Below are 14457 nucleotides of genomic sequence, written 5' to 3'. Positions count from 1 at the left end.
GAGGGATAAAAGAATGGGAAAAGAAATGAATTTTGCACCTGCTGAATTATATGTTCTCGCAGGTGCAGCTGGGGTTACGGATATATTTGGATTGCCAAACCGTGACGTAATTATTTTACTTGATGAAGAATGTGTCACGAAAGCAACTACGAGTTTAAAAGAAAAAGGCTTACTTACAAGTGAAAATGGAATTACCCATGCCGCTTTTCAAATAATTGAGCTATTAAAGGAATATGAAAATTGTCATGAATACACGAGAATGAATAATGTATTAATTGGCTTTTTGAAAGAGGATAAAGACCGAGTGGCTGTATTAACAGAAATAGAACCAAATAAAAAATACGAGATCGACTACATACCAAAGCCAGACGTATATTTTTCCTTATTAACACGCATCCCTTTCTTATTGAGAGAACCGAGGGACATAGAAGATACATTTTTCTCAAAGAGAATGACAGAAACAGAACAACAAACATTTGAGGAAAAAGATTTATCAAATAAAGATGTTATAGCGATAGAAACGTATACGAGGCCTCGTAGTAATAGAGGAGGAAAATGGGAATGTTTCTTATATTTCACTGAAGGAGAAGATTACGTTCAAATAGACGTAGAACGTAATCGATATGACTGGGTGAGTCTCTATGCGGTAAATAAGAAATTGTATGACGTGTTAAAAATGCCGTATAAAAAATTAATTGACCCGAGACAATTTTCGTTAGGAGGTATTGAATAATGCAAGTATCAATGGGAGACGGTGGTTCTGGTGGTGGAGAAGAAGTATTAGTTAATTTTCAAGAACTACTTGATATAGTAATGAAATTAGAAGATATATATAAAATCCATGTAGACGTCATTGGAACGAATATTGAGAGTTTATTAAGCAGTGATTTTTATCAAAAAGGTGAAGCGATGAGAGTAATTGAAAAATATCCTGATATATTACACAAAACGCTTGAATTTGCTGAACACTATTCTAGGTCGGCGAGACTTGTAAGGGTCGCATGTGTAGAAATGCTTGAAAAGGACGAACAATTACGTGAAATATTAAGTAAGTTGTAGAAATCACCATACGGCTGGGGGGATGAAAACGAAATGGATGTGAAATATAGACCTGAACCATGGCAAAACATGGGGGATGGTATGAATCGAATTACAAAAGATGCACTCATAAAATTACAGCGCGCAAATGAATTATTGAAAAAAATTGATGGAAGAATACGAGATTTAGACTCAGATGGCAGTATACATTTTAACCCAAAAGATCAATCGCAAAAAATCGGGGAATTACTTGATAGCTATTCGACATTACAAAGATATTGCGGAGAAGCAGGGCGATTGGTCTCTGAACATATAGATAAACCTTTTTTAGTAGAAATGGATAAATTCGCTCAAAAAATGAGAGATACATCTATTCTCAGTTTCGAAACAAATAACCGAATTGGCTCCACAACAACGACAGTATTACCAGATGCGCACGCAGGGTACGGAAGTGTACCACAAACAATAAAAACAAAAAAAGATAAAATAACAGTAGAAGATATTTTTAGAGATTCACCTGCATTTGATAACGTACTGAGAGCGGAGTACAAAGAACTAAAAAAACAAAACCCAGATGCAAAACTAAATTATGAAGAATACAAGAAAGTAGTCCCATCCACACGAGGATTTGAATACAAATCGATAGAAGATGAACAGAAAAAACTAGAAATGGTGCGAGACATAGGAATAGGCCTAGGAATCATCATCACAACAATCCTTTGCCCGCCACTCGGAACCGCTGCCGCAGTTGTATACGGCGCTGTACAAATCAAAAGTGGTATCGACGGAGAAGACTGGGGAACACACCGGAAATTGAGCCAAGAAGAGCGGGTAGGAAACATCATTTTTGGCGGATTAGACGCAATCCCAGTTGTTGGAGCAGTAGGAAAAGGAGTAAAAGCATTCAAAGACACGAGTGAATTGGCTGATTTAGCGAAATTATTAAAATACAAAGAAGGAATGCCTGGTTTTAATCCAAATTTGGGTAAAAATGTGGTACAATCGCTTAAGGAAAATAATCTATTAAAAAATTTAAAAATACAAGGCTGGAAAACCGTAGATAAGATTAATGATGCGGACTACTTCATTAAAGGTCTAGTAGCAAAAGGTGTGGACTCCGTAACCCCATTCGCAAAAGGTGTAGAAATAAAGCCAGATGGAAGTGTCGTTAGATCTGGAACGAACTATAGCGGGAAATTCCAAGAAGCCCATGATGCCTCAAAGGCGAGTATTCAGAGTAGGATCTCGAATTTGGAGAGTGGTGGGGTTAAGGGTACGGGTGAAGTTAATAGGCTTATTCCCGGTACTCCCGGAAAGGTGACAGGAGGAAGTTCTACAAAACTGGGGAAAAATATGTTTGATGAAATGGGTTTGCCTAAAACTACAAAACGAACTCCTTATGAAGCGCAACATATTATTCCTAAGGAATTTAGACGTCATCCTGTATTACAAAAAATAGGTATGGACATGGACGATGCCTCAAATGGATTTTTTCTTCGAGTTCCAGATGCTGATGTTAGTGTAACTTCTAGACATAAAGGATATCACGCAGTTTATAGTAATTTTGTGAGGGGAAAATTGGATGAAATAGATATTAGGCAAGATATATCTATAATAGAAAAACAAGTTTTTGAATTGCAACAAAAGTTAAGACTACTTCAAGCAAAGGGATTACCACTATACATGAAGAGTAATTATCTTGAAAAAGAACTTAAAAGGATTAAAGAAATTGGATTGGAACAATACAAAATAGAAAGAATGGACAAAGAGGTTGCGACCCCTGTATGGAAAAGAGGAGGAGGGGCAACAGTTGACCTTTGGGAAAGGTGGTATAATAAGTAATGAACTATGGTGTATTTAATAATTTAGTTGAAGAGGTAATTCAGTTCTCGAAAAATTTCCAGAGCGAACTTACTAATAATATTTCCAATGAGATTGTTATTATTAATGATATAAAAAAAGCAGAGCATTTAGCTTATGATGAGATTTTTGGCGAGGATGAGTATAATTGGAAAGATATCAGAGAATTGGAAATGAGTGAAGTTTGGGGTATTTATTACGCAATGCCAGAAAATGAAAAGCCTAAAGGATTGGAAGAATTATTAGAGATTATCGCTGATAATGTGAGAAAAAGCTCATTTAAATATAGTTTATTTTATAACGATGTTGTAGCTGACCTTACTAATTGTGCCATCAATAGAGCGATAAACGGAAAGAGTAGTTCCTTTTTTGAAGAATTGTTTGAGATATATCAACTCGGTGCTTTTCCTTGCGGTTGGAATGGTGATTATCCAGAAGGAAAAATTGTTGCGTTTAAATTAGATTAATGAAATTTGCCAAGACATGCAGGGTACCATGCTGTAATTATCAAATGATTGCACGTATAAACCTAAAGTGACTAACGACTTATAAACCTAGAAAACACTTGAACTTAAAGCACTTGATTGTCGACTACAGGCAATGAGTGCTTTTTTATTGAAAGGTATGCTATAAATTTAAAGAAATTATTTTTATGAATTAAAGCTAACGAAAATTACCAGTATTATATAATTGAAAATACAGTAGCAAAAGGTGTGGACGAAACAACCGCCTTCATTAGAGGTGAAGAAGTATTACTTGATGGAAGCGTACGTAGATACGGTGGAACGAACTTCAGTGAAAGCGTAAAAGAAGCTCATGATGCCTCAAAGGCGAGTATTCAGAGTAGGATCTCGAATTTGGAGAGTGGTGGGGTTAAGGGTACGGGTAAGAATAGTGAGATAACTGAAATAACAGGAGAAAATTTTGGGGAACACATCATTAAAGGGAAGAATGGAAGGAAAGAACTTGCACCAAACGTACGTTATATTACTGAGGAGAATTATAAATATACAACAGATGAACTTGGTAGAATAGTAGATGTAAATGCGGAAGAGTTAATACTTCAAAAAGGAACGCGAAACCCGGGAATGCAAGTGGCAGCAGGTCGAGAAGATAGATTGGTTGATGATGATGGTGGACACTTGATAGGAACTCAGTTTCGTGGTTCGGGAGATATTGATAATTTGCTTGCTCAGAATAGGCAAATTAATCGCTCTGGTGGAGAGTGGTACAAGATGGAGACTGAGTGGGCAAACGCTCTGAAAGAGATTCCACCAAAAAAAGTATCTGTAAAAATTAAGCCAGTTTTTGTTGGGACTTCATTAAGACCAGATTCATATAAAGTAGTTTATGAAATTGAAGGTAAAGGAATATTTAAGAAAACCATTGAAAATAGAGCAGGAGGTTGAGTATGGAAAAGGAAATGAATAGATTATATAGAGAGATAGCTGAAACAGTTAATGAAATGATTCCAGAAGATTGGAATAAATTTTATTTTTATGCTCAAATATCAGAAAATGGGGGAGGAACTTACTTTTTTTATAATACACTTGAAAATAAGCAATATAAATATAGTGTAGAAATTCCTTTTAAATATCAAATTGATGAAGATGAATTTGAGAGAAAAGAAGATGTTTTATATAAATTGAGTAAGGAACTTAGAAAGGTTTTTAAAGATAATGAGCAAGAACTTTGGTATTCTTTTACAATGTCCCTAGAGAGTAGTGGGAAATTTAAGTTACATTATGATTATACAAATTGGTTTGATACGGAATATAGTTTTAGTGACCAAATGATTATTTGGAAAAATAAATACTTAGGCGAAGTACCAAATGATGAAAATTATAAAGCGTTAATCGATAAGTATTATAGTGAATTTCCGAATAATCCCATTTAACTAAATAAAAGACAGAAAAAATAATAGGCTGTTTGAAAATACATACTCCATGATGGTTGTACCATCATAGAGTACTGTGTGCAATGATAGAATAGAAAACGAAGTACGAGCTTAGGCGAGATGACATTTTATTGGGTGACGAATATAAACACATGGAATGGACATGAATTTAATGAACTCGTACAAACTCGTAAGTTTTAACGTAGTAGTTGTCACGACATATAAAAGGTGTCATACTGTTACTATAAAACTTACAAATTTACAGCTACTTAAAAACAGATGAACTTAAAGCACTTGATTGTCAATTAAAGGCAACAAGTGCTTTTTTGTGTTTTAACGTAAAAATTTAAAAGAGCACTATAATTTTATAAGTGCGCTAAGTGTTAAATTTTTATGGATTGTAATGGCTGTGTACAGGGTATGACGATAGTAGAGGAAAAACAAGTATAAAAATAAAGGGTTGTATTATTTTTTGAAGTCATCGTAAAGTACGTTTTAACGGATGGACGTTATGCATACGTTATCCGCAAAAAACGGGTAAACGTTACAGGGACTTTAATTGCTGTAACGGGAAGGGGCTCAATATGGGAGAGAAAGTAGTTGGTTATGTACGAGTTTCAACGGAAGGACAAGTGCGTGAAGGGTATAGCCTAACGTATCAAGTAGAAGAAATTGAACGGTACTGCATCGAAAATAAACTACAACTGCTTCACATATACGAAGATAAAGGAATCAGCGGAGCGACAGTAGATGAAGATGGATTAACAGTTGAACGTGAAGGTCTACAAGAGCTATTGTCGGATATGGCATATCATCAAGTGAGCAAAGTTATTGTACTAAATACATCTCGGTTATGGCGCTCTGATATGGCAAAAGTGTTAATACAACGAGAGCTAAAGAAACACAAGGTAGATGTGAAAGCAATTGAACAACCAAATTATAGTATATACACGCATGACCCAAATGACTTTTTAGTAAATGGTATGTTAGAGCTATTAGATCAATATCAACGTCTTGAGATTGCATTAAAGCTAAGTAGAGGCAGAAAGAAAAAAGCAGAACAAGGTGGATATGCAGGTGGCGGTGTGATGTTTGGTTACAGAGCAAATAAAGGACAAAAAGTGTTAGAAGTGGATACTAATAAAGCAATCGTTGTACGTAGACTATTTGAGCTACGACACTTTTTTAAGCATTGGTCACTTACTCAATTGGCAGAAAGACTGAATATGGAAGGCTATTGTACAGAGAAAGGGAAACGGTTTACGAAAGTACAAGTGAAACGCATGTTAGACCGAGAGAACTTTTATCGAGGGGTATATACATACGGACAAATACAAACAAATGGGAAACATCCAGCAATTATTTTATAAACTCACTTAAAAAATTAGCTCATTTTACTATACATACTACTAGAGTTATGAAAAATGGATAGGCTTGCGTACCTATGCGCATCGGAAGATGAACGCTCGAACTAAGGTTGCCGACATTTTTGTATATGACTAAATCATTGAATAGAGGGATGAGTTATGCATAATAGACAGAACTATTTGTATGTAGGAGTAGATTTACATAAGGAGCATCATTCGGCTGTTATTATTAATTGTTGGCAAGAGAAATTAGGAGAAATACAATTTGAGAATAAACCATCTGCATTTTCGAAGTTTTTATTAGAAGTAGAGACATATGTGAGTGATGGTTTATCAGTTGTATTTGGTTTAGAGGATGTTGGCGGTTATGGAAGAGCATTAGCGAAATATTTAGTAGATCATGAACAAGTAGTGAAAGAAGTAAATCCAGCTTTATCATTTTTAGAACGAAAGAGCCAAGTGATGATACAAAAAAATGATAGTTGGGATGCGGAATGCGTAGCCCGTATACTAATAAATAAGTTAAATCAATTACCAGATGCAAAGCCAAACGATTTATTTTGGTCGATACAACAACTAGTGTCAAGAAGGAATGCATTAGTAAAAGCACAAAGTGCGTTAAAGAACCAATTACATATTCAATTAAACCACCATTATCCAAGTTATAAAAAGTTTTTCTCAGAGTTAGATGGAAAAACAGCATTAGCATTTTGGGAGCAATATCCGTCACCCTCTTGTTTAGAGGGGGTGAATATAAAGCGATTAACAGCTTTTTTATTAGATGTTAGTAACAATACATGTTCAGTAAGGAAAGCAAGTGAAATATTAAGGCTTGTGAAAGAAGATGGACAAACAATGAAAGAGTATCAAGAAATGCGAAACTTTTTAGTAAGAAGTATTGTACGGGAGATTGAGTTTAAAAAGAAGGAAATGAAATACATCGAAAGAGAATTAAAACAGCTAGTAAATCTACTAGATTATCAATTAGAGACGATGCCGGGAATAGAACTTGTAACGGCATCAGCATTAATTGCAGAAATTGGGGATGTAAGGCGATTTCCAAATGCCAACAAATTAGCACGATTCGCGGGGATTGCGCCTGTTTACTTTGGTTCTGGTGGGAAAGGTAAGACACACAAAAGCAAACAAGGAAACAGGGCGCTACACGCTTTATTTTATAATTTAGCTGTACAGCAAGTGCAAGTAGCAAAAGGAAGTAAGTTACCCAGAAACCCAGTGTTTCATGCATATTATCAAAAGAAACTTAAAGAGGGAAAAACAAAAGGTCAAGCATTGGTATGTATTATGAGAAGGCTTGTAAACATTGTATATGGCATGATGAAATATAAAATAGCTTATGAGTTGCCGGTAGTGGAAGAAAAAGAAGTAGTTTAATAAGGTTTACATGGTTTGTTTTTTTGTTGTGAGGGTTTAAGATTACAACATAGGGTATGGGTAAAGTTGGTTATGGCAGTAACATTTCAGACAATATCTCAAAAGAAATTAAAGAGTTAGATAAAGAAATAAATAGATTGAAAATAGAGGGAAATGACAAAGAAGTCAAAAGATTAACGCGAGAAAAAAATAAATTGGCCAACAAGTTGGATACGAAAGATGTTATTAGTGATCATTATGACTTGAAGGTTGCAAAGGAGTATGAAAGAAAAATCGATAATTCTAAATATTTTTCTCATGATAAAGGTGATTTTGGGGAAGAAGTGACAAAAATCGTAGCTAGAGACAGTGATTTAGGTAAAGATGTTTCCGATCTGTTCCAAGTGGGGAGAAATGGTATAGATGCAGCATTCCTATCGAAAGGGCCGCCGCCAAAGTTAACTATTATTGAATCAAAGGCATCAGATTCCGCTAGTTTTAGTTACTCGAATAAACAGAAAAAGGGCGGAGATAAGTATTTCCAAGGCATGGTTAACAGCAAAGATCCTAGGTATGACAGTTTTAAAGATAACTTAGAGGAACTGATGGAGGAGAATCCTGGTCTAAAATTCGATTTTATTAGAGTTGAAACAGATATCAAGATCACTGATATTGGATTCGGCGTTGATGAGTTACAGGTAAAGGAATGGAAGGAAATAGATTAATTCATAGGGAGGATACAATGATAAACCAAAAAAAGTTAGAAATGGCTTTTAAAAAATATAGCAAAAATTTTGTGGATGGAATCAAATTTGAAGATGTGAAAGATAAATATAATGTCAGTAGAAGAAAGATTGAGAAAATCGTTGAGCAAAATGAAACAGAGAAAGATCACATACTATTAATAAATCTAAGCAAAATTTCCTCATATCACTTGTCATTATGGAAAAACGATGTATTGATCAGCGGTGGAAACAATGCAGAAGGATTAAAGAACATGCAGAAGGTTTTATTTTACCAGTGCATGGGACAGGATCTCTATACAAGCAGGTATCCAGGAATGATCTTGGGATATACGTTTAGAGAAGTCGTCCTCACATTAGTTCATTTTGCAATGTATGGATGGGAGAAAGAAGAAAATATATTATATGATTTTATGACTCATCACTTCGGTGAACATTTAATAGATGCCAATGAAGAGGATAGACATATTTGGTTTTTGCTAGAGCTGTACTTGCAGTATAGAAATAAAACCATCATGGGAACGAATAAAAAATTGCATCTAGCTGTGAAAAATAAGTTTAAGGAAGCTGAACTGCGATGCGGCTCAATCCCTGAAGACCTGAATATTTATGATGAAGTGCTGGAACGTTGGTCGACTGGTGATTTAGAAGAAATAGAACATCTAATTTCGATAATGTCACAGTATCATTCTGCATTAGCTTCTGAAATCGGACAGCTAGGTGAATTTGGCGATTTCGGATACGGATTTTATCCTTTTGAAATCTTATTCTTGATCCATGTAAGGAAACAACTAGGGTTGCCAGTACCTACTCAATTCGATAATTTTCTGATGAATACTCCAGAAGCAAAAATGGTATTTAGAGAACGTGAGCCATATCCTGAGTGGGATCCCGTGCTTCAGATGATCGATCAATTTTATCGTAAAAACTACCCAGAATATATTCCTAACAAGCATGGAGAATTATTTCAATAAAAGGGAGGAAGCTAAGATGCCTGATCAAGGGATAGCGCAGATTATATTTCCTGATAGCAAGGGTTTGGAAACATTTTTGAAGGAACAAGGAGGTTATGACTTACATGAAGACCTATTAAAATATGGATTGACAACGAAACAGTTTTTATACGTTGACTATAAAGGTGAGCAATACCAAGAAATTGTCAATTTTATTCTTGATTACGAATTTGCCCACCAAATTGAATTAGCAACACAAGAAGAACTTGAGAGATTAGAAGCATTTAATTATGAATTTTTACCCGATAAGATCAAGATGGCCAACAAAATACTGTCACCAAAGGGATATGGTCTGTTTTTATATCCAAATTCGGGCGACTTTTACGCATTATTCATTGGGAAAATAGAGAATATAACAAAAATCCTGCAAGAAGAGGTGTTGCTTGATGATAGAATTCCTTTTCAAGAAAGGTGTATCAAATATTATAGATAGACCTAAGGATTGTATGCCTTCACCCTTGAATCCGATCAAGATTTTCTTATAAGTTAATATCAAGATTGCATAACCATCTAGAATGTGCTATTTTTGGCCACGTGCAATTTTAATAACACCATGTGTTACTACAAATGCATTTAAACTTTTCACCTCCTGAATTCGAAATAATAAAAATGTTTTGGATTTGGGAGGGTTGATAATAGAAAAATAAATTGAGAAATGTGCCTATTTTATTGGTTACTTGGACGCTGACAAAGGTACATGCTTAGTAAAGGAATTCAATGGCAACGTTAGGAGAACGTAGTGGCTATTGAATTTTTTATTTTTACAACTGTATTAGAAAGAAAAGCGTGAGAATTAGGCGAGATGATATTTTATTGAAAAGACATGGAAAGGACACAATAATAATGAACTCGTAAGTATTAATGTATTACTTGTTACCATATAAAAAGGTGTCATAATACTGTTACTACAAAATTTACAAATTTAATGCTACTTAAAACAGATGAATTTAAAGCACTTGATTGTCTACGAAAGGCAACGAGTGCCTTTTTAATAGATAGACATGCTATAGATTTTTAGAAATTATTTTTTATGAATTCAGGCTAACAAAAATTACTAGTATTATATAATTGAAAGTACATTAGCAAAAGGTGTGGACTCCGTAACCCCATTCGTTAAAGGTGTAGAAATACTGCCAGATGGAAGTGTCGCTAGAACTGGAACGAACTATGGCGGGAAATTCCAAGAAGCCCATGATGCCTCAAAGGCGAGTATTCAGAGTAGAACTTCGAATTTGGAGAGTGGTGGGGTTAAGGATACGGGTAATCCTGTTCATAGATCTGAAATTGACGAAGTAATTAAAAATAATTACGATAAAGACGGAAATTTGATTAATAGATCAATTGTGCCTAAGGGATATGATAGTGTTGAAGATTTCTTAAAACAAGTAGATGATACTACTATCAAAGAATTTGGGTATGATAGTGTTGAAGAGTTTAAAGAAGTTATAAAACTAACAGAAACATATTTGAATACTAAAACGAAAAATAATATATTAAATAAGCCTTTAGCAGGAGGAACACATGTGAAAAAAGGAGTAGATTTTGATATTTTAGGATTCCCAATATTTAAAGGGGATGATGTTAAGTTTTCTTTAAAGTTAGAGAAAGATTTCTATGTTATGAAAGATACAGATCAATTTAGGGAATGTACTAAATTGGTAAAATAAGCAATTGAGAAAGGCGAAATCTCAAAAGAATTATTCACTAAAAAGCAGTTAGCTCAAATAAATGATGGTTTGCCTAGAATAGATGGATTAATATGGCATCATCATCAAATACCGGGGAAAATGCAATTAGTAATAAAAGAAGTTCATAGTGTGAATCATTTAGGTGGAAATAGATTAGGGGGAGGCGGAATTAGATGAAGAATTTAGAATGGAAGTATGCGGATGATTCGGTTACGGAAGAATTTGTGGAGAAAATAGGTCAATCACTGGGAGTTGAGTTTCCAAAAGATTATATCGAGTGTGCAAAGGTAAATCATGGGGCTAATGTAATACCATATTGTTTTGATGTTGAAGGAATAGAAAGAGTTTTTGGTGCATTACTTTCTTTTGATGAGGAGAGTAGTGATTATATTGTAAGAGATTATAATAACTACCGTGCTACCTTACCTAGAGATGTAATTCCTTTTGGAATTGACCCAGCAGGAAATTTAATTTGCTTTGATTATAAAAATCATGAAGAAAATCCAATTGTTGTTTTTTGGGAACATGAAGATGCATGGGAAAAGGAAGCGCTGATGGAAAGTGAAGGGATTACGGCAGAAGAAGCAGAGAAAATCGCAAGAGAAAATGTATTTTATGTTGCTAATACGTTCACAGAGTTCTTAAGTAAATTACATGATTAATAGAGTGTTAAAATTAAAGGGCTATCTTATAAGTGGTGAGTTTCACTTGCTTATGAGATACCCCTTTTTATTTTAGAAAAGAATGGTTATTTAACAGAGGGGTTCAACAAACTACTACCTATACTATTGCAAATTTGCTAAGTATGGAGAAATCCAGAATTCATAAGGGGATAAGATTGAAAAAAATAGCAAAAAGCATAGATGATATGAAAGTCAAATCGAAAAGTTTTGAAAGTGACGATTAAGGTTTAATAACGTCTAAACGAAGCTGGGTGAATAAGCATCATACAGCAAGTAATAAGATTATAGATGATGAGATAAAGGGTGTAGAGGCTTCACCTGCTAGTAAAAAAGTAGATAATACTGGTAATAAGGTCGCTGGACTTGATTCAAGTGGGAAATTTTTTGATGATGTATTAGAATCAAAGTATCAAAACTATGTAAATAGAAATACTAAATCAGGTAAAAATGTTCGTGACCGATTAGATTGGAAAGAAGCTTCGGATAAGTGGGCGAAATCAAGGAAGAGATTTTGAAATAGAAATAATAAACGATTTTAAGAAAGTGGAGGAGTTATTGTAGGAGAAGGGAATATTTATTAATGGAGTCGAGATTCCGCCTGGGACTGCTGTTAAAATCGTTAGACCCAACATAAGGGAGTGATATAATATGAAACTTAAAAGAAAAGATTTAGATAAGAGGATTAGTGCCTCGATAAAAAAATTGAAAAAATATAAACTAAAATCAAGAGGTGGAATTTATTATAAGAAAATAGGACAATATTTTATATATATGCATATTGGTGCGACTGGTGTGGAAAATGATATTGTTAGAATTAGAGGGTATGTGAAGCCATATATAACAGATGATATTTTTTGGGAAGTTTTTAATATGGAATCTAATAGTAATGAACCTATTGGATTACGAGCAAACGGAGCATACAAAGTTGACGGATTTGAGGCTTTTTACAATGATGTAAAATATGGTGATGTAGAAAGTCTAGGAGATGTTGCTAATGAATTAATAGGTAAATGCTATGAATATTTGGAGCAGACTGTAGAGTCTTTTGAAGATTTTGAAGATTTCCTTTCTTTCTCGAAATCTTCGGATAAAAATCAACTTTATGATTATAACCTTGTTGATATGTTATTATTAATAAATACAGGAAAGTATAAAGAAGCTAAAAGTATTGCAAAAAATCTAATAGAAAAACACCAATATGGAAGATTTATTAATGAAGAAAAAAATATATATGAGTACATTGTAGATTATTGCAATAGACATATATAGGATAGGAGAAAATATGGCAGTTATAGATGTGGATCAGATAGATGCAATTGGAGTAGAAGGTAAAAATCTAAAGTTGTTAATAATAGACTATCTAGATTGGGAATATGAAGACATGCATCTAGACGTACTACAAGAAAAAATTAATAATTACTTAGTGTATATTGAAGATAAGCAGTATTTTAAAGATTATGGAGACAACTTTGAGAAAAAAATAATTGATATAAATTTTCAACATAGTGTTTCGGAAAATGGAATGAAATTTCTGAACGTAGTTTCCAGTCAATTAAATGATACTGACATATTCATCAATATTCACTTACCAGGAGAATAATTTTTTATGACTTGTTTACGTTCTAATTTATTTTGTTAGATCTTTGAAACAAGGAAAAGTTTTGTAGAATTGTAAATTTAATAAACTATTTTACCTAGCTTTGAGTAAGTGAAGGGAAAGTAACAGATGGGCTTGATGTATAATTATAAAAGTTAATGAAAAATGATGTTGAAGAAGTATTTGACTTTAATTGAGAGAATACTTGTAAGTAAGTAAGGAAGAGTAAGCGGTAATTGGTAACCCAGTTACCGCTTTTTGTTTTAACTAAGGGTACGGGTGATACTATGGAAAATATAAATGATTTTATATCTTTCAAAAAACCATCAACAGAGGTTATTGAAAAGTATACAGGGAAAGTTCCAGATCAAATAATAGATTTATGGAAATGCTATGGGTTTGGGAGTATGTTAAATGGATACTTAAGAGCAATAAACCCAGAAAAATATTTAGATATATTAAAGGAAAGTTATATCCGTTAGGAAGAAGCTATCCCAATTTTTACAACAGGTATGGGAGATATTCTTGTGTGGGAAAATAACTATTTATTATTACTTAAGTATCGAAAAGGTACGGTAGATGTAGTAGTTGGAAAATTCAAGTTTTTCTTTAAAAATACGAAAGATGATTATTTTTTAGAGAAAGTATTGGATTGGAAGTATTATCAGCAGGCATTAAATAAATACGGAAAGCTTGAAATAGATGAATGTTTTGGTTACACACCTTTACTTGAACTAGGTGGACCAGAAAAAGTAGAAAACTTACAAAAAATCAAACTTATCGAGCATGTTTATTTAATTACTCAATTTATGGGGCCGATAGAATAATGAACGAAGAAACTGGAAGGTGGATAAATCCTCTTTCAGTTTTTTTATTTAAAAGGCTATTAATGTAAATGAAGCTTTAAAAGATACGATTGAGATAATATAGAAATGTGGTAACGAGAAACTTGAGTTGAATTTATAAAAAGTAATTTTTTATGAATTAAGGCTAACATAAATTGCTAGTATTATATAATTGAAAATACATTAGCAAAAGGTGTGGACTCCGTATCCCAAATCTTTAAAGGTGTAGAAATACTGCCAGATGGAAGTGTCGTTAGATCTGGAACGAACTATAGCGGGAAATTCCAAGAAGCCCATGATGCCTCAAAGGCGAGTATTCAGAGTAGGATCTCGAATTTGGAGAGTGGTGGGG

At 33.8% G+C, this 14457-nt stretch carries 15 protein-coding genes and 3 pseudogenes; all 18 read left to right on the top strand.

What is annotated here, in order from left to right; genetic code table 11:
- The first annotated feature begins 13 nt into the window (after nucleotides 1-13).
- Nucleotides 14-733: a DUF5081 family protein gene (locus FOT98_RS13215; protein WP_063261461.1), complete on the top strand. Its 720-nt coding sequence runs from the start codon at nucleotides 14-16 to the stop codon at nucleotides 731-733.
- Nucleotides 733-1059, top strand: a complete 327-nt coding sequence (locus FOT98_RS13210; protein WP_001198193.1) for a hypothetical protein — start codon at nucleotides 733-735, stop codon at nucleotides 1057-1059. Before FOT98_RS13215 ends, FOT98_RS13210 begins: the two co-directional genes overlap by 1 nt.
- A gap of 33 nt (nucleotides 1060-1092) precedes the next feature.
- Entirely contained in the window at nucleotides 1093-2880 is a 1788-nt protein-coding gene (locus FOT98_RS13205) for an AHH domain-containing protein (RefSeq protein ID WP_063261460.1), read from the top strand.
- Nucleotides 2880-3365, top strand: coding sequence for a hypothetical protein (locus tag FOT98_RS13200; protein ID WP_063261459.1), 486 nt, complete (start codon nucleotides 2880-2882; stop codon nucleotides 3363-3365). Before FOT98_RS13205 ends, FOT98_RS13200 begins: the two co-directional genes overlap by 1 nt.
- Before the next feature lie 246 nt (nucleotides 3366-3611).
- On the top strand, nucleotides 3612-4307 hold the full coding sequence (locus FOT98_RS13195; RefSeq protein WP_063261458.1) for a DNA/RNA non-specific endonuclease: 696 nt from the start codon (nucleotides 3612-3614) through the stop codon (nucleotides 4305-4307).
- 2 nt (nucleotides 4308-4309) lie between these two features.
- Nucleotides 4310-4795, top strand: coding sequence for an antitoxin YezG family protein (locus FOT98_RS13190; protein WP_000410099.1), 486 nt, complete (start codon nucleotides 4310-4312; stop codon nucleotides 4793-4795).
- A gap of 584 nt (nucleotides 4796-5379) precedes the next feature.
- Entirely contained in the window at nucleotides 5380-6165 is a 786-nt protein-coding gene (locus tag FOT98_RS13180) for a recombinase family protein (RefSeq protein WP_063261457.1), read from the top strand.
- Nucleotides 6166-6321: 156 nt separating this feature from the next.
- Nucleotides 6322-7557, top strand: coding sequence for an IS110 family RNA-guided transposase (locus FOT98_RS13175; protein WP_063261456.1), 1236 nt, complete (start codon nucleotides 6322-6324; stop codon nucleotides 7555-7557).
- 56 nt (nucleotides 7558-7613) lie between these two features.
- A complete protein-coding gene (locus tag FOT98_RS13170) occupies nucleotides 7614-8261 on the top strand; it encodes a hypothetical protein (RefSeq protein ID WP_063261455.1) in 648 nt (215 codons plus the stop codon).
- A gap of 17 nt (nucleotides 8262-8278) precedes the next feature.
- On the top strand, nucleotides 8279-9253 hold the full coding sequence (locus tag FOT98_RS13165; protein WP_000609923.1) for a hypothetical protein: 975 nt from the start codon (nucleotides 8279-8281) through the stop codon (nucleotides 9251-9253).
- A 16-nt stretch (nucleotides 9254-9269) separates the two neighbouring features.
- Nucleotides 9270-9725 (top strand): hypothetical protein, encoded by a 456-nt coding sequence (locus FOT98_RS13160; protein ID WP_063261454.1) that lies wholly within the window; start codon nucleotides 9270-9272, stop codon nucleotides 9723-9725.
- Nucleotides 9726-10383: 658 nt separating this feature from the next.
- Nucleotides 10384-11157 (top strand): annotated as a pseudogene (locus tag FOT98_RS13150) (HNH endonuclease).
- Nucleotides 11154-11642: an SMI1/KNR4 family protein gene (locus FOT98_RS13145; protein ID WP_063261453.1), complete on the top strand. Its 489-nt coding sequence runs from the start codon at nucleotides 11154-11156 to the stop codon at nucleotides 11640-11642. The pseudogene FOT98_RS13150 and the gene FOT98_RS13145 overlap by 4 nt, the downstream one beginning before the upstream one ends.
- A 272-nt stretch (nucleotides 11643-11914) precedes the next feature.
- Nucleotides 11915-12178 carry a hypothetical protein gene (locus FOT98_RS13140; protein ID WP_063261452.1) on the top strand — a complete coding sequence of 88 codons (264 nt, stop codon included), beginning with the start codon at nucleotides 11915-11917 and terminating at the stop codon, nucleotides 12176-12178.
- A 133-nt stretch (nucleotides 12179-12311) separates the two neighbouring features.
- Complete coding sequence (locus FOT98_RS13135; RefSeq protein ID WP_063261451.1) at nucleotides 12312-12932, top strand: hypothetical protein; 621 nt, start codon at nucleotides 12312-12314, stop codon at nucleotides 12930-12932.
- A gap of 13 nt (nucleotides 12933-12945) precedes the next feature.
- Entirely contained in the window at nucleotides 12946-13263 is a 318-nt protein-coding gene (locus FOT98_RS13130; protein WP_000268336.1) for a DUF6572 domain-containing protein, read from the top strand.
- Nucleotides 13264-13547: 284 nt separating this feature from the next.
- Nucleotides 13548-14087: pseudogene (locus tag FOT98_RS13125) on the top strand (T6SS immunity protein Tdi1 domain-containing protein).
- A gap of 186 nt (nucleotides 14088-14273) precedes the next feature.
- Nucleotides 14274-14457: pseudogene (locus FOT98_RS13120) on the top strand (HNH endonuclease); the annotation flags it as partial.

It is taken from the genome of Bacillus sp. HY001, assembly GCF_007558965.1.
In the GTDB taxonomy this organism is placed as follows: Bacteria; Bacillota; Bacilli; order Bacillales; family Bacillaceae_G; genus Bacillus_A; species Bacillus_A mobilis.
The sequence above is the reverse complement of the archived record's forward strand: the minus strand, read 5'-3'. Positions and strand labels throughout refer to the sequence as shown.

What these genes read in the sequence shown, in the direction of transcription:
- FOT98_RS13215 (WP_063261461.1), top strand. Translation starts at nt 14, where the DNA reads ATGGGAAAAGAAATGAATTTTGCACCTGCTGAATTATATGTTCTCGCA.
- FOT98_RS13210 (WP_001198193.1), top strand. Translation starts at nt 733, where the DNA reads ATGCAAGTATCAATGGGAGACGGTGGTTCTGGTGGTGGAGAAGAAGTA.
- FOT98_RS13205 (WP_063261460.1), top strand. Translation starts at nt 1,093, where the DNA reads ATGGATGTGAAATATAGACCTGAACCATGGCAAAACATGGGGGATGGT.
- FOT98_RS13200 (WP_063261459.1), top strand. Translation starts at nt 2,880, where the DNA reads ATGAACTATGGTGTATTTAATAATTTAGTTGAAGAGGTAATTCAGTTC.
- FOT98_RS13190 (WP_000410099.1), top strand. Translation starts at nt 4,310, where the DNA reads ATGGAAAAGGAAATGAATAGATTATATAGAGAGATAGCTGAAACAGTT.
- FOT98_RS13180 (WP_063261457.1), top strand. Translation starts at nt 5,380, where the DNA reads ATGGGAGAGAAAGTAGTTGGTTATGTACGAGTTTCAACGGAAGGACAA.
- FOT98_RS13175 (WP_063261456.1), top strand. Translation starts at nt 6,322, where the DNA reads ATGCATAATAGACAGAACTATTTGTATGTAGGAGTAGATTTACATAAG.
- FOT98_RS13170 (WP_063261455.1), top strand. Translation starts at nt 7,614, where the DNA reads ATGGGTAAAGTTGGTTATGGCAGTAACATTTCAGACAATATCTCAAAA.
- FOT98_RS13165 (WP_000609923.1), top strand. Translation starts at nt 8,279, where the DNA reads ATGATAAACCAAAAAAAGTTAGAAATGGCTTTTAAAAAATATAGCAAA.
- FOT98_RS13160 (WP_063261454.1), top strand. Translation starts at nt 9,270, where the DNA reads ATGCCTGATCAAGGGATAGCGCAGATTATATTTCCTGATAGCAAGGGT.
- FOT98_RS13145 (WP_063261453.1), top strand. Translation starts at nt 11,154, where the DNA reads ATGAAGAATTTAGAATGGAAGTATGCGGATGATTCGGTTACGGAAGAA.
- FOT98_RS13135 (WP_063261451.1), top strand. Translation starts at nt 12,312, where the DNA reads ATGAAACTTAAAAGAAAAGATTTAGATAAGAGGATTAGTGCCTCGATA.
- FOT98_RS13130 (WP_000268336.1), top strand. Translation starts at nt 12,946, where the DNA reads ATGGCAGTTATAGATGTGGATCAGATAGATGCAATTGGAGTAGAAGGT.